Source organism: Brevundimonas sp. FV1ye29L, from assembly GCF_058681095.1.
In genome coordinates this window covers 931,557-950,458 of the sequence record NZ_CM178730.1, presented here as the reverse complement: position 1 = coordinate 950,458, position 18,902 = coordinate 931,557, and the positions used below count along the sequence as shown (strand labels likewise).

The window sequence follows — 18,902 nt, the reverse complement described above, 5'->3', positions numbered from 1 at the left end:
TCCAGCGGGTTCAGTCGCCCGGGCGGGCGTCCCGCTCCCGCGCCTTCCGCTCCATCCGGTTGATGATGTCCACGCTCTGCATTGAGGCGGAGCGCCGGTCGTCGCTGGCGTAGAGGGCCTGCACAAACGCCACGTCCTGTTCCGTCAGCACCGCCTCCGGATCGCGCAGCCCCTCCGGCCCGACCAGCGACAGCACGCCATCGCCCTGCCCTTCGCCCGGATCGCGACGATCCACCGCCACCGTATAGGCGAGATAGTCGATCAGGGGCTGACGCGGCGCCGCCTCCGCGACCCTGGTGTCGACGACGACCATGGCGCGATCGATCTGCGCGCCGGTGCTGAGATCGATGCGGGAATAGGGCAGGGACAGAATCGCGCCGCCGCCGCCGCCGGTCAGCATTGAGCGGCCAACGGGCGTGGGCGTCCCTCCCGACTCCCCGCCCGGCGCCCCGGTCATCATACTCATGGCGCCGGGCGCCAGGTCGCCGCCATAGGTGATGCGGTGCATCCAGCTCATCCTGCGGTCCGGATCAACGAACGCCGCCATGGATTCCGCATTGTTGCGAAACAGGCCGAAACGGTGCCGACGCGCCACCCCTTGTGAAAATTCCGCCGGCCGGTCGGTGATCGCAATCACCGCATTCGCGGTGCACCTCGGCCCCGCGACCGGCACGTCCAGAACCTTCAGGGTTGCGGCGATACCCGCCTCCAGAGCCCGTGCGTCCTCGCGGTCCGGGCCGATGACCCGAACGCAGACCGGCGAGGACCATCGCGCGATCTGCGCGACCTGCTGCCCGCTGCGCCGGGGCTGGATTGTCCCGGAGACATAGGCTCGAGCGGCGTCCCGCACGCCATGGACGACCACATCGTCCACGGTCGAGGGCGCAGCGCCCTCCTGCCCCGCCAAAAGCATCAACACGAGCAGGATCATGACGCCGCTCCATTCCGCCCCCCGAACCTGACACGCCCCGGCCGCCTCATCAACGTCCGGGGTCGGCCGGCCCGACCTACGCCAAAACCGGACGTATCGTGCGGACGGACGGCGTCAGACCCGAAAGAACATATTGGCAACCGGCCGAAACCATGTTCTAGTTCTGTTCACGGACAGCGGGACATTTCCCGGCCTGCCGGCGGGTCGACGGGAATCATGGCAAGGGACACGAACAAGATGGCATCGCAGGCGGCATTGAAATTGGTGGGCAAGGACGACGGCGACAAACAGCGCGCGCTCGAGGCGGCGATCGCCCAGATTGATCGCGCCTTCGGCAAGGGCTCGGTCATGAAGCTGGGCAAGGGCGGGGTGGTGGCGGAAATCCCGTCCGTCTCGACCGGATCGCTGGGCCTGGACATGGCGCTGGGCATCGGCGGCCTGCCGCGCGGTCGGGTGATCGAGGTGTTCGGTCCGGAGTCCTCGGGCAAGACCACCCTGGCCCTGCACACCGTGGCCGAGATCCAGAAGGCCGGCGGCACCGCCGCCTTCGTCGACGCCGAACATGCCCTCGATCCGGGCTACGCCCAGAAGCTGGGCGTCAATCTCGACGACCTGCTGGTGTCGCAGCCCGACACGGGTGAACAGGCGCTGGAGATCGTCGACACCCTGGTGCGCTCGGGGGCCGTGGACATCGTGGTGGTCGATTCCGTCGCCGCCCTGACGCCGCGCGCCGAGATCGAGGGCGAGATGGGCGACAGCCTGCCGGGCCTCCAGGCCCGCCTGATGTCCCAGGCCCTGCGCAAACTGACCGCCTCCATTTCCAAGTCGAACTGCATCGTCCTGTTCATCAACCAGATCCGTCACAAGATCGGCGTCATGTACGGTTCGCCGGAAACGACGACGGGCGGCAATGCGCTGAAATTCTACGCCTCGGTCCGCCTCGACATCCGCCGCACCGGCGCGATCAAGGACCGCGACGAGGTGGTCGGCAACACCACCCGGGTCAAGGTGGTCAAGAACAAGGTGGCCCCGCCGTTCCGGGAGGTCATCTTCGACATCATGTACGGCGAGGGCATCTCCAAACTGGGCGAGATCATCGACCTGGGCGTCAAGGCCGGGATCATCGAGAAGTCGGGCAGCTGGTTCAGCTATGACTCGACCCGGATCGGCCAGGGCCGCGAGAACGTGCGGACCTTCCTCAAGACCAATCCGGATATCGCCGCCTCGATCGAAAAGGCCGTGCGCGCCTCGACCAACAAGATCGCTGAAGAGCTGCTGGGCACGCCCGAGCCCGACGAGGGCCAGGACCTCGAAGGCTGATACCTCCGGACCAGGAAGTGCACGAAAGTGCACTTCCTTTTTAACGTCTCCCCTCGATCATCCTCCCCCGACCCGGGGGAATACCAGACACTCCGCCCGGCTGGTCCTCGCGACCCGCCACCGACCCTTGTGGGGATCGGCCGGGTGGAGCAGGGCCGTCCGGGGCAACCCGGGCGGCCCGACCCTGTCAGCCCACCCGTGATCGGCCCCTCATCGCCATCCCTCGGGATCGCCAGTCGCCGCCCGTCACCAGCTGCCTGCGTTCGCCGGACGCCCTTGCGGCTTCACGGTCCGCGCAGCGCCCGCTGCAGCCGGGGCCTGACCTTCAAAAACCCGATATAGAGATGTTCCAGCCCGGCCAGCACCAGCCGGTTGCGCGCCAGATGCCCGAACGGGGCCAGCAGGGGGATGGCCCGCCACATGGCGGCGAAGGCCTCGGCGCCGGACACCATCCGTCCGTTCTCGCGAGCATGAAACCGGGCCAGCAGCTCGGCCCGGTCGACGGGGCACGTCCCCTCTCCCGTCGCCACATCGGTGAACCGGATCGCGCCGCGCCGGTCCAGCCGCCGCAACAGATGGATCTCCCGCCTGCACAGCGGACAGTCGCCATCGAACCAGACTTCAAGCCTTGCCATCAAACCGTCCTACGCCTCCTGCTAGCCTGCGTCTCCACCCTGCGACGCCATGTCCGCACGGCTCCCCGGCCGAAACCGGCGAACCCTGCCACTGCGGGCCGACTGACCGTCCTGAAGGAAAGACCCCATGACCGACGACGACATCCAGACCCTGAGCCAGTTCAATCTCGCCGAGGCCGACGACGGCTATCTGCTGGAGATCGGGGGCGACGGCGGGGCCCTGGTGCGTCTCAAGGCCAGCGCCGAACAGATCGACGCCATCATCGAAGCCCTCGACGCCCTCCTGGCCGACGATGATGCGGCCGATGCCGTCGACGGCGAAACCAAGAGCGATGAAGCCGTGGCGGACAACGGGTAAATCAGCCCTGACCGGACCACGATCAACACCACACCCTGACCCGGGAAGCCGCAGTCATGACATTCGACAGCTACAGACCCTTCGCCGCCGCACTGATGGCTCTCGGGCTCCTGTCCACCCAGGCCGGGTGCATGACCCTGGCGGCCTACTCGCTGGCGCAGGAGGAGCGAAAGGCCGATGTCATGCGCCGGATCGATCCCGCCGCCCATGCCTGGGCCCTGGCCGACGCCGCCCCTGTCAGCGGCCGGGTCGCGGTCATTTCGGAGTATGAGCAACAGTACGGGACGCTCCGGCGTGTTCCCGCCCGCACCCTGACCTGTGCCGGCCACGAGGTCAGCCTGATACCCGATACGGAACAGATGCGCTGGCAGGTCGGGCGTCTCTATACCCTCAGGGTGGTCGACCGGGGCGACTGGGTCTGGCCGGCCATCCAGTTCAACTCATGGCCGACGGACTGGTCGCCCTATATCCGGTCCACCTCCTGCCGGGCTGACGGATCGTTCACCTTCCCGTCCGTTCCCGACGGCCGCTACCTGCTGATCACAGAGATCACCTCGCCCCAGCCGGCCGATCCCGGGTCCGGCGGCCAGATCCTGAAACCGGTCGTCGTCAGGACGGGGGTCCCCGTCGATGTGACGATGCGATCCGGCTACCTCAACGGGCCGCTCATCCCCCGCTAGAGAGCCCCCTGGCCCGCATCCCGCCATCGACGGCAGCGCAAACCCGCCCCGCTGCGCCGATCCGGTTCCAGCAATGATGCGTTCCGGGTCAAACCCCTATATGACGCCCGTTCGTCCATCGTCGCCCGATCGAAACCGAAGACCACCATGACCACCCTGAAGCAGATCCGTTCGACCTACCTCGATTTCTTCGCCGCCGACGGCCACGAGAAGGTCCAGTCCGCGCCCCTGGTGCCGCAGAACGATCCGACCCTGATGTTCGTCAATGCGGGCATGGTGCCGTTCAAGGACTATTTCACCGGCGCGGCCGTGCCGCCGTATCCACGCGCCACCAGCTCCCAGAAATGCGTCCGGGCCGGCGGCAAGCACAACGATCTGGACAATGTCGGCTACACCGCCCGGCACCTGACCTTCTTCGAAATGCTCGGCAACTTCTCCTTCGGCGACTATTTCAAGGACCACGCCATCGAGCGGGCCTGGGAACTGGTCACCCGGGATTTCGGCCTCGACCCGAAACGCCTGCTGGTCACCGTCTATATCGACGACGATGAGGCCGCCGCGATCTGGAAAAAGGTCACCGGCTTCTCTGACGACAAGATCATCCGCATCGCCGGGTCCGACAACTTCTGGGCCATGGGCGACTCGGGTCCCTGCGGCCCCTGCACCGAGATTTTCTGGGACTATGGCGACCACGTGCCCGGCGGCCCTCCCGGAAGCCCCGACGAGGACGGCGACCGCTATGTGGAGATCTGGAACAACGTCTTCATGCAGTACGAGAAGGAGAACGACCAGATCGTTCGCAACCTGCCCAAGCCCTCGGTCGACACCGGCATGGGTCTGGAGCGGATGACCTCGGTGCTTCAGGGCAAGAATTCGGTGTTCGACACCGACCTGTTCCAGACCCTGATCGCGGCCTCGGAAGACGCCACTTCCACCCGGTCGGACGGCGACCATGCCGCCAGCCACCGGGTCATCGCCGACCACCTGCGGTCCTCCTCCTTCCTCATCGCCGACGGGGTCACCCCGTCGAATGAAGGCCGCGGCTATGTCCTGCGCCGCATCATGCGCCGCGCCATGCGCCACGCCCACCTGCTGGGGGCCTCGGACCCGCTGATGCACCGTCTGGTCCCGACCCTGGTCTCGGAAATGGGCGAGGCCTACCCCGAGCTGAAGCGCGCCCGGCCCTTCATCGAGGACACGCTGAAACAGGAGGAGATCCGTTTCCGCACCACCCTCGGCCGCGGCATGGCCCTGTTCGACACGGCGGTTCAGGGCTTCCGCCCCGGCGACATGCTGGACGGCCAGACCGCCTTCACCCTGTCCGACACCTATGGCTTCCCGCTCGACCTGACCCAGGACGAGGCCCGCCGTCGCGGCTATTCGGTCAATATCGACGGCTTCGAGGCCGCCATGGCCGAACAGCGCCAGCGTTCGCGCGAACACTGGAAGGGCTCGGGCCAGACCGCCAACACCAACGAATGGCTGGCGATCCGCGACCGTCTGGGGCCGACCGTCTTCACCGGTTATGAGGCCATCGACGGCTCGGGCGAGGTCCTGGCCCTGATGAAGGACGGCGTCCCGGTCGATGCGGCCGCAACCGGCGACATCGTCGAGGTCCTGTTCGATGCGACCCCCTTCTATGCCGAAAGCGGCGGTCAGGCCGGCGACCACGGGACGCTCGAATGGCCCGGCGGCGCGGCCGAGGTCATCGACGTCAAGAAGCACGCGGGAGACCTGCACGTCCTGTCGGCCCAGATCACCACGGGCCGGCTCGAACTGGGCGCCCGCGCAGTCCAGTCGGTCGATGCCGAAAAGCGCCGCACCAGCCGCGCCAACCACTCGGCCGCCCACCTGCTGCATACGGCGCTGAAGAATGTGCTGGGCGCCGCCGTGGCCCAGAAGGGCCAGCTGGTCGATGCTGATCGCGCCCGTTTCGACTTCAGCCACAACGCCCCGGTCACCGAGGCCGAGCTGACCGCCATCGAGACCGAGGTCAATGCCGTCATCCGCCAGAACCTCCCGGCCGAAACGAAGCTGATGGCCCCGCAGGAGGCCATCGAGGCCGGCGCCATCGCCCTGTTCGGCGAGAAATATGGCGATGAGGTCCGCGTCCTGACGCTCGGCCGGTCGCTGGTCGAGGCCGGCAAACCCTATTCGGTCGAACTGTGCGGGGGCACCCATGTGGCCCGCACCGGCGACATCGCCCTGTTCAAGATCGTGCAGGAGACCGGCATCGCCGCCGGCGTCCGCCGGATCGAGGCCCTGACCGGCGAGGCCGCCCGCCAGTATCTGCTGGGCCAGGCCGGGATCGCCCGGTCCCTGGCCCAGTCGTTCAAGATCCAGCCCGCCGACCTGCCTGTCCGGGTCGAGGCCCTGACCGGCTCGGTCAAGGCCCTGGAGAAACAGGTCGCCGAGCTGAAGAAACAACTGGCCCTCGGCGGCGGCGGGGCATCGGCCAACGCCGCCCCGGAAGAGATCAACGGCGTCAAACTGATCGCCCGCGTCCTCGACGGCGTCGACGGCAAGGGGCTGCGCGGCGTGGCCGAGGAGTTCCGGACCCAGGTCGGCGCCGGCGTCGTCGCCCTGATCGGCGTCACCGACGGCAAGGCCGCCGTCACCGTCGCCGTGACCTCTGACGTCACCGACCGCGTCAACGCCGCCGACCTCGCCCGCGCCGCCGTTCTGGCGATGGGCGGTCAGGGCGCCGGCGGCAAACCCGACTTCGCCCAGGGCGGCGCCCCGGACGGGTCGAAGGCCGAGGCCGGTCTGGCCGCCATCCGGGCCGCTCTGGCCGGCTGATACTTCAACGCGCTTCCCTCTCCCGGCGGGAGAGGGCTTGAGCGCCCGGGAGCGAAGCGATCGGTCTTTGCGCGAAAGGGTGAGGGGTTACGGTGCTTACCGGCTGCCGCCTTATCCCCTCACCCGCCCGCGCCAGAACGGATTCTGACGCATCCGTGCGCGGCCTCCCTCTCCCTATGGGAGAGGGCACTATAAAGACGCCGCCATTGACGAACCCCGCCGCATCGGTCCCCATGCCGTCTCGAAACACACAGGGACTCGCATGAACCATCTGGCCGCCGCCGGCTTCGCCGCACTTCTGCTCAGCTCCGTGTCCGGCCTCGCCGTGGCGCAGACGGCCACCCCCGCGATGGCGACAGCCCCGACACCCGCTTCCAATGCGGCGCTGGCGACCCTGCTCACCGACTACGAAGCCTTCCTCAAGACCAATGACCCCATCAGCGCGGGGCTGGAGGGGGATCAGGCGGCCAAGTCGAAGCTGCCCGACATCAGCCGCGCGGCCGAGGTGGCGCGCAAGGCCCCGCTGGAGGCGCTGAAGGCGCGGGCGGAGGCCATTCCGACCGCCGGCCTCTCGTCCGGGGACAGCCTGAACCGCGCCTTCCTGATCTGGGTGCTGGACCGGTCGATCCGGGCCATAGAGTTCGACAGCGGCCGTCTGGCCTTCGATTCCGAAGGCGGGATCGGCCAGATGGCCAACTACCTCGCCTCCCTGACGCGGATCACCAACCGCGCCGACGCCGACGCCTGGATCGCCCGGCTGGAAGGCCTGCCCAAACTCTATGACGAGGGCCTGGCCAACGCCCGGCGCGGGCTGGAGACCGGCTTTACCCAGCCCCGGTCCGTGGTCGAGAGCATGCTGATCACCCTCGGCAATGAGGCGGCCTACACGGCCGACACCGAACCCCTCATGAAGCCGTTTGCCGCCCTGCCCGCCTCCATCCCGGCGGCGGACCAGACCGCCCTGCGGGCCCGCGCCGCCGCCATCGTCGCCGAACAGATCGCGCCCCGCCGCGCCGCCTGGCTGGCCTTCGTGCGTGACGACTACCTGCCCGCCGCCTCGGCCGTGGTCGGCATAGGCTCGCGTCCGGGCGGCAAGGCCTATTACGCCTTCCAGGCCCGCTCCTACACCACCACCGACCTGACCCCGGACCAGATCCACCAGATCGGACTCGACGAGGTCGCCCGCATCCGGGCCCGCATGGATGGGGAGATGAAGGCCTCGGGTTGGACCGGCGACTTCGCCGGCTTCCTCAACCACCTGCGCACCGACCCGAAATTCTACGCGACCTCGCGCGAGGACATGATGGAGAAGGCGTCGGAGATGGCCAAACGGGCCGACGGCGGCCTGCCGGCCCTGTTCCGCACCCTGCCCCGCCTGACCTACAATGTCCGGCCCGTGCCGTTAGACATCGAGGCCACCTATACGACCGGCCGCTATAACGGCGGTTCCCTCGCCGAGGGTGTCCCCGGCGGCTATATCGTCAACACGGGCAAGCTGGATCAGCGGCCATTGTACGAACTGCCGGCCCTGACCCTGCACGAGGCGGTCCCCGGCCACCACCTCCAGATCGCCCTGCAACAGGAGGCGGCGGAGGGCCCCTGGTTCCGCAGGAACGTCGACGTCACCGCCTTCACCGAGGGCTGGGGCCTGTACTCCGAATTCCTTGGCGAGGAGATGGGCTTCTATCGCACGCCGGAAGAGCGGTTCGGCCGCCTGTCTTATGAGATGTGGCGCGCCTGCCGGCTGGTCGCGGACACCGGCATGCACTGGATGGGCTGGACCACGGAACAGGCGCGCGCCTGTTTCACCGACAACTCGGCCCTCTCGCCGCACAATATCGAAACCGAGTTGCAGCGCTATATCGGCTGGCCGGGTCAGGCCCTGGCCTACAAGATCGGCGAGATCCGGCTGCGCGAAATCCGCACCCGGGCCGAGGCGGCCCTGGGCGACCGGTTCAACGTCCGCGACTTCCACGACGCCCTTCTGATCGACGGCCCCCTGCCGCTGGACCTTCTGGACCAGCGGATGAACGCCTGGATCGAGACGCAGAAGGCGAAGTAGGCGCGTCAGGCTCGGGGCGGCAACTCCACGCCTGACAGCTTCCAGTCAAACAACCCCCGGCGCGTCATCAGCAGGCGCAGGGGCTGTTCGGGCCGGTCCTCGCGGGTCAGGCGAATGACGAAGGTGTTCAGGTCGCGATAGCCATAGGCGCGGTGCAGCCGGCTGTCGGTCGGCTTCGGCCCCGGGTCGGACCCGCGCACCGCATCGCGCGCCACATCGCGCGTTTCTGGCCTCTGCCCCGTCCGCACCACCTCGGCCACGACGCGAGGGGTGACCAGGGCGTCGACGGCGCTGTCCATGAAACTGGGCGCCAGGATCATGCCGAGGCCGCCCAGCCCCGTGCCGAGATCGCCGGCCTTGTCGCGCAGTTCGTCGCGCATGGCGCCGCTCATCTCGGACTTCAGGCTCTGGCGCAGGGCCGGAAAATCGACCTTCCGCTCCAGCGCCGTCGCATCGCCCGCCTCTGCCGCCCGGACGAGCGACTGCACAGCCAGCACCGGAGATCCCAGGAAGGCGGCCGCAAGGACGACGACCGCGAGGAAGACGACGCCGGTCAATAGTTTGCGGCTCATAGGGGCTCCATTGGGGTCTGCACACTCAACGCATTCGAGGCCTGGCCGTTCACCCGCCCACGACCGCTGTTGTGCGGTCCGGCAGGCCGATATGCACCAGTCTCCACTCAAATGGTCCGCGCCGCTCGAAGGTGAAGACCGTTCCGGTCGCCGCCTGAGGATCGCGCACGTCGAGGCGCGCCCGGTTGACGCTCCAGTAGACCGGCCGGGGGCGGGATCGCCGCGTCTCTGGCGCAGCCGCGGCGCCCGCCAGACCGAACCGGGGCGAGGCCCGGCCATGGCCCAGAGACAGGGCCTCCAGCGCCGCCGGCGCCAGATAGGCCTCCACATCCGGTCCTGCGGGCGCGGCAGGCTGAACCGCCTGATCGAACTGGCGGCGAATGGCGCCGAGGGGGTCCTGAAGGATCGAAGGGGCCGGCGTCTGGGGTGCCGGACGGCTCGACAACTGCGGTCGAAGCGAGGCGCGAACGGCGTCATAGTCGATCAGCTGGGCCAGACCCTGCACATCCCCGGCCCCGGCCGCCGCCCGGATGCCATAGAAGGCCACAAGGGGCGCGGCGAAGAAGGCGACGACCGCGACCACCAGCCCGACCGTGATCACATTCAGGATCAGCCGCTTGACCGAGGGGCGTCGTCCCTCCGCCTCGCGCTCGACCCGCGCCTGCTGCCAGACGGTCGGACGGTCATCGGGGGCGGGCGGCGAGTTCAAGACAGGGGATCCGATCCAACGATACAGACAAGGCTACGGCGGATTTCGACAAGGGCAAGCGTGACCGCTTCGACAGGGCGCAAAAACGCCCGCCGGATCGCTCCGGCGGGCGTATTCGATCCAATTTGCGCGCGCTCAGACCGCGAGCGGCCGCGTCACGCGCATGGCGCCGGAAAGCCGGTTCTCAACCGATGTCGGGCAGGGCGGCCTTCAGGTTCTCGGCGACCTTGTCGAGGAAGCCCTCGGTGGTCAGCCACCCCTGTTGATCGCCGACCAGCAGCGCCAGGTCCTTGGTCATGAAGCCGGCCTCGACGGTCTCGACGACGACCCGTTCGAGGGTCTCGGCGAAGGTCATCAGCCCGGCGTTGTCGTCCAGCTTGGCGCGATGCTTGAAGCCGCTGGTCCAGGCGAAGATCGAGGCGATCGAGTTGGTCGAGGTGGCCTCGCCCTTCTGGTGCTGGCGATAGTGGCGCGTCACGGTGCCGTGAGCGGCCTCGGTCTCCATCACCTTGCCGTCCGGCGTCATCAGGACCGAGGTCATCAGACCCAGCGAGCCGAAGCCCTGGGCCACGACGTCGGACTGGACGTCGCCGTCGTAGTTCTTGCAGGCCCAGACGAAGCCGCCCGACCACTTGATCGCGGCCGCGACCATGTCGTCGATCAGCCGGTGCTCATAGGTCAGGCCGGCGGCCTTGAATTTGTCAGCGTATTCGGCGTCGAACACCTCCTGGAAGATGTCCTTGAAGCGGCCGTCATAGGCTTTCAGAATCGTGTTCTTGGTCGAGAGATAGACCGGGAAGTTGCGGTTCAGGCCGTAGCTGAACGAGGCGTGGGCGAAGTCGCGGATCGAGTCGTCCAGGTTGTACATCCCCATGGCGACGCCGGCCGACGGGAACTGGAACACCTCATGCTCGATGACCGTCCCGTCGTCGCCGGTGAAGGTCATCATCAGCTTGCCGGGGCCGGGAACGAGGAAGTCGGTGGCCTTGTACTGGTCGCCGAAGGCGTGACGGCCGACGATGATGGGCTGGGTCCAGCCGGGCACCAGACGGGGCACGTTCGAGCAGATGATCGGCTCACGGAAGACGACGCCACCCAGGATGTTGCGGATGGTGCCGTTCGGCGACTTCCACATCTTCTTCAGGCCGAACTCCTTCACCCGGGCCTCGTCCGGGGTGATGGTGGCGCATTTCACGCCGACGCCGTGCTTCTGGATCGCGTGGGCGGCGTCGATCGTCACCTGGTCGTCGGTGGCGTCGCGGTGTTCCATCCCCAGATCGTAGTAGTCCAGTTCGACGTCCACGAACGGGAAGACCAGCTTGTCCTTGATCCACTGCCAGATGATGCGGGTCATTTCGTCGCCGTCGATGTCGACGATGGGATTGGCGACCTTGATCTTGGCCATGCGATTTGCGCCTCTGACGTTTGGGAAAAGCAGGATTGCGGCGGGTATAGCGAGGCGCCGACGGCTGCGCAAAGGGTCAGGCGTCACGTCTTGGCCCTGCCCCGAAAAAGTCATCCGCCCACGACCGAACTTCGGCGATTGCAGCGGGTTTATTCGATCCCCGGGTTCGTGCGTTCGAAGGCGTGTTTGATGATCGATGAAATCGAGACCCTGACCCAGAGATGGATCCTCGCCTTCTGCGAGGCGCCGGTCCTGATCGATGTCGAGTTGATGCGACGCCTGCTGGATGAACATGACGCGCGCGATCCCCGGCTGTCATCATGACGTCGCTTGCAGCTCACGGACGCGAGGCACACTATCCTGGCCGTATTCGCCCTGGCTGAGTGGCGTACCAACGGGAGACAACGGGATGCGCTGGACAGGACAGGACCGCAGGCTGAAGACCGGTCGCGTCGCGCTCGCCGCGCTGGCGCTGGCGGCCTGCGGGCAGGAAGCGGCGGATGCCCGGACATCCGGGCAGGGCGCATCGCCCTCCGACGCCGGCGAGCTGGCGGCGGCGGCGGCGCCCGCCATGCCATCCGAGACGAAGACTTTCCGCGACTGGTTCGCCGTCTGCGACAATGGCAACGACTGTATGGCCTTCGGCCCTGCGGCCGGAGACGGAGCCACGGGCTGGGTGCGCGTCCATATGCCCGCAGGGCCAGAAGCGCGCCCTGACGTCATGGCGGGCTTCTGGCCGGCGGAGGGCGATCCCGCGACGACGTCCATCCGCGTCGCGATCGACGGGCGGATATTCGCCACGGCGACGCGCCAGCCGGACGAACCCGACGTGACCCTGTCCGACCCCCTCGCGGCGGTTACGGCCCTGACCGCAGGACGCGCCATGACCCTGACACTGGGAGAGGAGGTCCAGGCCATGAACCTGTCCGGCGCCTCGGCGGCCCTGCTGTGGATCGACGAGCGTCAGGGACGGCTGGACACGGTCACGGCCCTGGTCCGAAAGGGATCGAAGCCGGCGTCGGCTGTGCGTGCGACGCCCGCCCTGCCGCGGGTGACCGCCGCACCCGCCGTCTCCCAGACCGGGTTTGGCGATACCGGCCAGATCCTGCCCGCCGCGATCGAGGCGACAACGGAGGCGAAACAGTGCCGCGCCGACACCGACTTCTCCCCCGAGATCCAGAAGGAGGTCCAGTCCGCCAGGCTGGACGCGTCCACCGAACTCTGGGGCGTGCCCTGTTTCGTCGGCGCCTATAATTTCGGAACCCGCTACTTCCTGACCGGGCCGGGCGGCTCCAACCCTCGTCTGGTCAGTTTCAAGGGGACGGGCGAAGCCGAGGACGTCCTGACCAACGCCGGCTATTCGGCCGAGACCCGCACCCTCAGCCAGTTCGCCAAGGGACGGGGCATTGGCGACTGCGGCGTCGCCACGACCTGGACCTGGACCGGCCGCGAATTCACCCTCACCGAGGAAAGCGTCATGGGCGAATGCTGGGGCGCGGGGGCCGAACGCTGGCCGACGACCTGGCGCAGCCGCAGTGAGTGACCCGCGTGATCCCGACGTTCTGATCGTCGGCGCCGGACCTGCTGGCCTGACCGCAGCGACCTATCTCGGCCGTTTCCTGCGCCAGGTTGTCGTCGCCGACGGCGGAGAGACCCGCGCCGACTGGATCCCGCTCAGCCACAACATGCCCGGCTTCCCCGCCGGCATCAGCGGAACCCACATCGTCCGCCGCCTGCGCGAACAGGCCGAAGAGTATGGCGCTGTGATCGAGGCGGGGGCCGTGGAGACCCTGCGCGCCGTCGAGGGCGGTTTCGTCGCCTCGCTGAACGGCCGGGATCTGAACGTCAGGGCCGTGCTGCTGGCGACCGGGGTCGTCGACCATCATCCGGACCTGCCCGGGGTGGAGCGGGCCATCCAGCGCGCCCTCGTCCGCATCTGCCCGATCTGCGACGGCTATGAGGCGCGGGACAAGGCCGTGGCCATCATCGGCAAGGACGACATGGGGGTGCGCGAGGCCGCCTTCCTGCGCACCTACACTGATCGCGTCACCCTGATCCACGTCGGATCGCCGGGCGACCTGAGCGAACGCGAGGCGCTGACCCGGTTGGGCGTCGCCCTGGTCGAGACCCCGATCGACAACGTCGAACTCGAAGGCGACCGGGTCACGGCCCTGTCCTGGGGCGGCCGCAAGACGGCTTTCGATCTGGTCTATTCGGCCCTGGGCACGTCGCCGAACGCGTCCCTGGCCGAGCGCCTTGGCGCCTGCACCGGCGACGACGGCCGGATGGTGGTGGACTCCCATCAGCTGACCAGCATCCCGGGCCTCTACGCGGCCGGCGATGTCGTGCGGGGTCTGAACCAGATCGCCGTCGCCACCGCCGAGGCCGCGGTCGCGGCGACCGCCATTCACAACGAACTGCGCACCGAAGACGGGCAGACGGTCTGAGAAGGACGGGGGCGCGCGGTCTCAGGCCGAACCGTCGTCGCGCGCGCGCAGGCTCCAAGGCATGACCACCCGGTCGCGCGGGAGCAGGGACGCCACGATCACGGCGCGGGCCGCGCGGACCAGCGACGGCAGAAGGCTCACCCAGCCCCACATGACGTCCTTATGAGTGCGATGCGCCTCTTCCATGTCAGCCCCCTGTGTTTGCCGCCTGCGATGTTCGCAGAATGGGCTTGACCGCACAGGGCGGCAAACCGGATGATCGGATAGATACACAAGGCTTGCTTATGTCCGGACCGCGAACGAACGATCCCCTCTCCGGTGTGCCCCTGGCCTCGATCCGGGTGTTCGAGGCGGCTGCGCGCCTGAAGAGCTTCACCCGGGCGGCCGCCGAACTGGGCATGACCCAGGCGGCGGTGAGCTGGCAGATCAAGGCGCTGGAGACGAAGCTGGGCCTCAGCCTGTTTCGCCGCCTGCCGCGCGAGGTCGCCCTGACCGAGCCCGGCGAGCGACTGGCCCGCGCCGCGACAGAGGCCATGCTGTTGCTGCGCCGCGCCTTCGCCGACCTGACCGAGGCCGACCAGGGGGTTTTGTCGATCACCGCCCTGGCGACCCTGGCCAGCCAGTGGCTGGCGCCCCGGCTCGGCGCCTTTCAGGTGGCCAACGCCGGTCTGGCCGTGCGCGTCGACACCTCCAGCCAGTTGCTGGATCTTGAACGGGACAATTTCGATGTCGGCATCCGCGCCGGTTCGGGCGACTGGCCGGGGCTGGAGGCCGCGCGGTTGATGCCCGGGGTCTTCACCCCGCTCTGCACCCCGGAACTGGCCGCCTCTCTGGATCTGACCGCCCCGTCGCGCCTGATCGCGGCGCCCCGCATCGGCGACGAGAAGGAGTGGGCCGTCTGGTTCGCCGCTGCAGGGGTCGCAGATGTCGGTCATCCGTCGGTTCGGCTGCGGGCCGACTTCCAGGCGCTGGAGGTGGCGGCGGCCCTCGGCGGTCAGGGCGTCGCCCTCGCCTCTCCCATCCTCTATGCGCGGGAGATCGCGTCCGGGATGCTGGTCCAGCCCTTTCCAGACCTCGTCGAACTCAGCCTCGGCTACTGGATCGCCTGGCCCGCCGACCGGCGGCGATCGCCCAAGATCGCCCGCTTCCGCGACTGGCTCGTCGCCTCAGCCTCTGACGACGCCGCCATCCGCGCCGCCGAGGCCCGGCTGGCGCAACAGAGGGGCGGTTAGGCCTTCATCCGGGCTTCCAGCACCGCCAGCGGCAGGGAGCCGCTTTCCAGCACCCTGTCGTGGAAGGCGCGCAGGTCGAAGCCGGGCCGGGCCTCGGCCTCGGCCCGCAGGCGGGCGATCACGGTGTGGCCGACCTTGTAGGAACAGGCCTGACCCGGCCAGACGGTGTAGCGGTTGATCTCGCTGTTGGAGGCGTCCAACGGCTTGGCGCCCGAGGCGGCCATGTATTCGACGGCCTGCTCGCGGCTCCAGCGTTCCGAATGCAGGCCCGTATCGACCACCAGCCGCACGGCCCGGAACAGATACGACATCAGGAAGCCGGCCCGGCCCAGCGGGTTTCCGGCATAGGCGTCCAGATCGTTGGCCGCGACCGCCTCGGCATACAGGGCCCACCCCTCGTTATAGGCTGAGAAGCCGCCTGCCCGCCGCCAGTTCGGCAGGTCGCCCGACTCGCGTTGCAGCGCCACCTGCAGGTGATGCCCCGGCGAGGCCTCGTGATAGGTCAGGGTCGGCAGGGCGAAGCGCGGCCAGTTCCCGCTGTCGCGCAGGTTGATGTAATAGGCGCCCGGCCGCGACCCATCCAGAGGCGGCCCCTGGTAATAGCCGCCCGGCGCCCCTGACTGGATCGACATCGGCACACGGCGGATCTCGACGTGTGACTTCGGCAGGCGGCCGAAGACCTGCGGCAGTTTCGGCTCCAGCGCCGCCACCTGTTCGTTCAGCCAAGCCAGCAGCTCTTCCTTGCCCGCGTCGGTATTGGGGAAGAGCTGGGCGGGATCCTTGTTCAGCCCCTGGATGCGCTCGCCGACCGTGCCCCGGGTATAGCCCTGACTTTTGAGGATCGTATCGATCTCTGCGCTGATCTCTGCCACCTGTTCCTTGCCCAGGGCGTGGATCTCGGCGGCCGTCAGGGTCGTGGTGGTATTGGCCTTCAGCCCGTTGGCGTAGAAGGCCTCGCCCTCGGGCAGCCGCCACACCCCGGCCTCATGCCCCGCCCGGGGTCGGATCGCCTCCAGCGTCTCGAGCTGGCGGGCCAGCGCCGGCTTGACCTTGCCGTCGACGATGGCGGCGGCGCGGGCGTCATAGCCGGACAGGTTCAAGGCGGCGGTCTTGCGCGCCAGAGACCGGATCATGGCCAGATCGGCCGCGTTCGTATCATGCAGGGTCCGCACCTGCGGCAGCATCCGGTCGATGATGAAGTCGGGCGGGATGACGCCCAGACCGGCGTCCTCGCGCACCTTCTCCGTCTCCCCGTCCAGCACTCCCGCGAAGGCTTCCAGCCGCGACAGGAAGGCCTCGGCGCCCGCCGCATCCTCGACGCGGTGCTGGTTGTCGAGGAAGTCCGGCGTCTCGAAATAGGCGCCCGACAACTGGGTCACGACATAGGGCGAGGGCCGCCCCGGCCCGGAGCCATAGGCGAAACGGGCCGTCTCCGCCGAGGTCTCGCGGCCGAAGGCGGCGATGGCGTAGTTGAGTGCGCCCGCCTCGCTGAGCCCGGTCCGGTCGAAGATCTGCAAGGCGGCCCAACGGGCGATCGCCTTCTCGCGGTCCTTGCGGATCGCCTCGGGCCCCGCCTCACCCAGTTTCGACGACAGCCCCGCACGGGCGCCGCGATCCAGACCCAGATTGGTCGCGCGTTCCGGCGACTCGTCGATATCCGCCTCGAACCAGCCATCCAGCAGGGCATTGAGCCGCGTATCGGCGTCATCTTCCGCCCGGGCGAATCCCGGAGCGAGCGAGGGCGCGACGACCGCCGTCGCGGCGGCGGTCATTAACAGGCGGCGGCGGTCGATCATGGCGGTCTCCTCGCGGGCCCCACGCCCGCGCTCACAGTGGCCGGTCTTCAGGGTCGCGTCTTCAGTCCAAAGGCCGCAGCCGGCGAGGTCAGGCCTGGGCCCGCTCCCAGTCCGCCATGACCCCGCGCAGAACCTCCAGCGGCACGCCGCCGACGCCCAGCAGGGTGTCGTGGAAGCCCTTGATGTCGAACTTCGATCCCAGTCGGCGTTTCGCGCCCTCGCGGATATCGACGATGGTCGTATGGCCGACCTTGTAGCTGGCGGCCTGGCCGGGCCAGACGCAGTAGCGTTCGATCTCGGTAGTGACCGAGCTTTCCTGATCCCCGGTGGCGGCGACCATGAAGGCGATCGCCCGCTCGCGGCTCCAGCGTTTGTGGTGCAGGCCGGAATCGACAACCAGACGCGTGGCCCGGAACATCAGCGACTGCAGATAGCCGATCTGGCCCCACGGATCGCCCTCATAGACGCCCATCTCGTCCGCCAGCTGCTCGGAATAGAGGGCCCAGCCCTCGGAATAGGCCGAGAAGCCCATGATCTTCATGAGCATCGGCGTGTCGTCGTTCTCCTGCTGGAGGGCGATCTGATGGTGATGGCCCGGCGTCGCCTCATGATAGGTCAGGGTCGGCAGGGTCCATTTCGGCCACTCGGCCGTGTCGCGCAGATTGATGTAGTAGGCGCCGGGCCGCGATCCATCGAGCGCGGGCGAGTTGTAGTAGCCGCCGGGCGCCCCGGCCTCGATCGCCTTGGGCACGCGCCGGACCTCGACCAGCGACTTGGGGATACGGCCGAAGTACTCGGGCAGCCGGGCCTCCATCGCCACGATCTGGGTATTGAGATCGCGCAGCAGCTCTTCCTTGGCCTCGTCGGTGTTTGGATAGATGAAGCGCTGATCCTTGCCCATGGCGCCGATCCGCTCGCCCACCGTGCCCTGGGTCATGCCCTGGGCCTTCAGGATGACGTCCGCGCGGGCCGACAGTTCGGCCAGCTGGGCCAGACCCATCTCATGGACCTCGTCGCCCGTCATATTGGTCGTGGTGAAATAGCGAAGGCCGAAATTGTAATAGGCCTCGCCGTTCGGCAGCCTCCAGGCGCCGGCGTCATGGGTGGCGGTCGGCTGCACCGCCTTCAGCGCCTCGATCTGCCGGTTCAGGGCCGGCAGGACGTCAGCATTGACGATGCCGGTCGCCCGGCCCGCCCAGTCGCCGGCCAGCCCCTTCTCGCCCGCCCGGCGGACGATGGAGGCGACCAGGGTCAGCTGGTCGACCGGCGTCCCCGTAATCGCATTCATCTGGGTCAGGGTCTTGGCGATGATGAAGTCCGGCGGCACGGCCCCGGCGGAATACTCCGCCTTCATCCGCTCGGTTTCCTGATCAAGCGCCGTGCCGAAGGCCGACAGGCGCGACAGATAGGCCTCGGCGTCGTCGGCCGTTTCAATGGCGTGCTGGCTGTCGAGGAAGTCCGGAAGGCTCTGATAGGTCCCGCCAAGCTGGCTGACGGTATAGGGCGAGGGGAAGAAGCCGCCGCCGTAGGGGAAGTCATAGCCGGCCACGACGGTTTCGCCGAAATACTTCAGGGTATCGTAGTGGACGGCCGGGGCGCCGGTCAGGCCGGACCGGTCGATGGTCGCGAGCTTCGTCATGGAGGCGCGGAAGTCGGCCTTGTCGGCGTCGATCCTGGCCTGGGACCGGTCGTCCAGCTTCGACTTCATCGCCGCATTGGGACCCTTGTCGAAGCCGAGGCTCGTCAGGGTCTCGGGCGAGGTCATGACCATCTTCTGGAAGATGCTGTCCATCAGGGCGGTCAGCTGCCCCGCCGGACCTGCTGCGGGCGCGGCCGCCGTCTGGGCCAGACCGGCTGCGGGATGGGCCAGGGCCTGACCCGAGGCCGACAGGGCGGCGCCGGCAGCGGCGGTGAACAGAAGGCGGCGACGATCGATCATGGCGGGCTCCGGAAATG

17 protein-coding genes are annotated in these 18,902 nt (G+C 68.2%); 9 read left to right on the top strand and 8 right to left on the bottom strand.

All coding sequences use genetic code 11. From position 1 onward, the window contains the following. Positions 1-10: 10 nt before the first annotated feature. A complete protein-coding gene (locus ACW17W_RS04705; RefSeq protein ID WP_492079583.1) occupies positions 11-931 on the bottom strand; it encodes a hypothetical protein in 921 nt (306 codons plus the stop codon). A 237-nt stretch (positions 932-1,168) separates the two neighbouring features. On the opposite strand from ACW17W_RS04705, the gene recA reads away from it, so the two are divergent. Further along, positions 1,169-2,251: a recombinase RecA gene (recA, locus tag ACW17W_RS04700; protein ID WP_492079582.1), complete on the top strand. Its 1,083-nt coding sequence runs from the start codon at positions 1,169-1,171 to the stop codon at positions 2,249-2,251. A gap of 284 nt (positions 2,252-2,535) precedes the next feature. On the opposite strand, the gene ACW17W_RS04695 is transcribed toward recA, so the two are convergent. Next, positions 2,536-2,886 carry a thiol-disulfide oxidoreductase DCC family protein gene (locus tag ACW17W_RS04695; protein ID WP_492079581.1) on the bottom strand — a complete coding sequence of 117 codons (351 nt, stop codon included), beginning with the start codon at positions 2,884-2,886 and terminating at the stop codon, positions 2,536-2,538. Between the two features lie 127 nt (positions 2,887-3,013). Between ACW17W_RS04695 and ACW17W_RS04690 the strand changes: the two genes are divergently transcribed. The 4 genes from ACW17W_RS04690 to ACW17W_RS04675 all read left to right on the top strand — a co-directional run bounded on the left by ACW17W_RS04690 (position 3,014) and on the right by ACW17W_RS04675 (position 8,785). Further along, positions 3,014-3,244 carry a hypothetical protein gene (locus tag ACW17W_RS04690; protein WP_492079580.1) on the top strand — a complete coding sequence of 77 codons (231 nt, stop codon included), beginning with the start codon at positions 3,014-3,016 and terminating at the stop codon, positions 3,242-3,244. A gap of 56 nt (positions 3,245-3,300) precedes the next feature. Further along, complete coding sequence (locus ACW17W_RS04685; protein WP_492079579.1) at positions 3,301-3,924, top strand: hypothetical protein; 624 nt, start codon at positions 3,301-3,303, stop codon at positions 3,922-3,924. 147 nt (positions 3,925-4,071) lie between these two features. Next, positions 4,072-6,723 carry an alanine--tRNA ligase gene (gene alaS / locus ACW17W_RS04680; protein ID WP_492079578.1) on the top strand — a complete coding sequence of 884 codons (2,652 nt, stop codon included), beginning with the start codon at positions 4,072-4,074 and terminating at the stop codon, positions 6,721-6,723. A 262-nt stretch (positions 6,724-6,985) separates the two neighbouring features. Beyond that, positions 6,986-8,785 (top strand): DUF885 domain-containing protein, encoded by a 1,800-nt coding sequence (locus ACW17W_RS04675; protein WP_492079577.1) that lies wholly within the window; start codon positions 6,986-6,988, stop codon positions 8,783-8,785. Positions 8,786-8,790: 5 nt separating this feature from the next. Here ACW17W_RS04675 and ACW17W_RS04670 read toward each other — a convergent pair whose 3' ends face one another. The 3 genes from ACW17W_RS04670 to ACW17W_RS04660 form a co-directional block, all read right to left on the bottom strand. Beyond that, positions 8,791-9,357, bottom strand: coding sequence for a DUF2939 domain-containing protein (locus ACW17W_RS04670; RefSeq protein WP_492079576.1), 567 nt, complete (start codon positions 9,355-9,357; stop codon positions 8,791-8,793). A gap of 49 nt (positions 9,358-9,406) precedes the next feature. Continuing rightward, complete coding sequence (locus ACW17W_RS04665) at positions 9,407-10,066, bottom strand: DUF2939 domain-containing protein (RefSeq protein ID WP_492079575.1); 660 nt, start codon at positions 10,064-10,066, stop codon at positions 9,407-9,409. A 184-nt stretch (positions 10,067-10,250) separates the two neighbouring features. Then, positions 10,251-11,471, bottom strand: a complete 1,221-nt coding sequence (locus ACW17W_RS04660) for an NADP-dependent isocitrate dehydrogenase (protein ID WP_492079574.1) — start codon at positions 11,469-11,471, stop codon at positions 10,251-10,253. 189 nt (positions 11,472-11,660) lie between these two features. On the opposite strand from ACW17W_RS04660, the gene ACW17W_RS04655 reads away from it, so the two are divergent. The 3 genes from ACW17W_RS04655 to ACW17W_RS04645 all read left to right on the top strand — a co-directional run bounded on the left by ACW17W_RS04655 (position 11,661) and on the right by ACW17W_RS04645 (position 13,918). Then, on the top strand, positions 11,661-11,795 hold the full coding sequence (locus tag ACW17W_RS04655; protein ID WP_492079573.1) for a hypothetical protein: 135 nt from the start codon (positions 11,661-11,663) through the stop codon (positions 11,793-11,795). Between the two features lie 85 nt (positions 11,796-11,880). Next, a complete protein-coding gene (locus ACW17W_RS04650) occupies positions 11,881-13,014 on the top strand; it encodes a DUF1176 domain-containing protein (protein WP_492079572.1) in 1,134 nt (377 codons plus the stop codon). After that, entirely contained in the window at positions 13,007-13,918 is a 912-nt protein-coding gene (locus ACW17W_RS04645; protein WP_492079571.1) for an NAD(P)/FAD-dependent oxidoreductase, read from the top strand. The genes ACW17W_RS04650 and ACW17W_RS04645 overlap by 8 nt, the downstream gene beginning before the upstream one ends. Positions 13,919-13,939: 21 nt before the next feature. Here the strand turns inward: ACW17W_RS04645 and ACW17W_RS04640 are convergent, their stop codons facing one another. Beyond that, entirely contained in the window at positions 13,940-14,104 is a 165-nt protein-coding gene (locus tag ACW17W_RS04640) for a hypothetical protein (RefSeq protein ID WP_492079570.1), read from the bottom strand. A 98-nt stretch (positions 14,105-14,202) separates the two neighbouring features. Here ACW17W_RS04640 and ACW17W_RS04635 point away from each other — a divergent pair, with 98 nt between their 5' ends. Further along, a complete protein-coding gene (locus tag ACW17W_RS04635) occupies positions 14,203-15,150 on the top strand; it encodes a LysR substrate-binding domain-containing protein (protein ID WP_492079569.1) in 948 nt (315 codons plus the stop codon). Here ACW17W_RS04635 and ACW17W_RS04630 read toward each other — a convergent pair. Together ACW17W_RS04630 and ACW17W_RS04625 are read right to left on the bottom strand one after the other, a co-directional pair. After that, positions 15,147-16,946 carry a DUF885 domain-containing protein gene (locus ACW17W_RS04630; protein WP_492079568.1) on the bottom strand — a complete coding sequence of 600 codons (1,800 nt, stop codon included), beginning with the start codon at positions 16,944-16,946 and terminating at the stop codon, positions 15,147-15,149. The two genes, ACW17W_RS04635 and ACW17W_RS04630, sit on opposite strands and share 4 nt — an antisense overlap. An 88-nt stretch (positions 16,947-17,034) precedes the next feature. Next, positions 17,035-18,885: a DUF885 domain-containing protein gene (locus tag ACW17W_RS04625; RefSeq protein ID WP_492079567.1), complete on the bottom strand. Its 1,851-nt coding sequence runs from the start codon at positions 18,883-18,885 to the stop codon at positions 17,035-17,037. Positions 18,886-18,902: the final 17 nt, after the last annotated feature.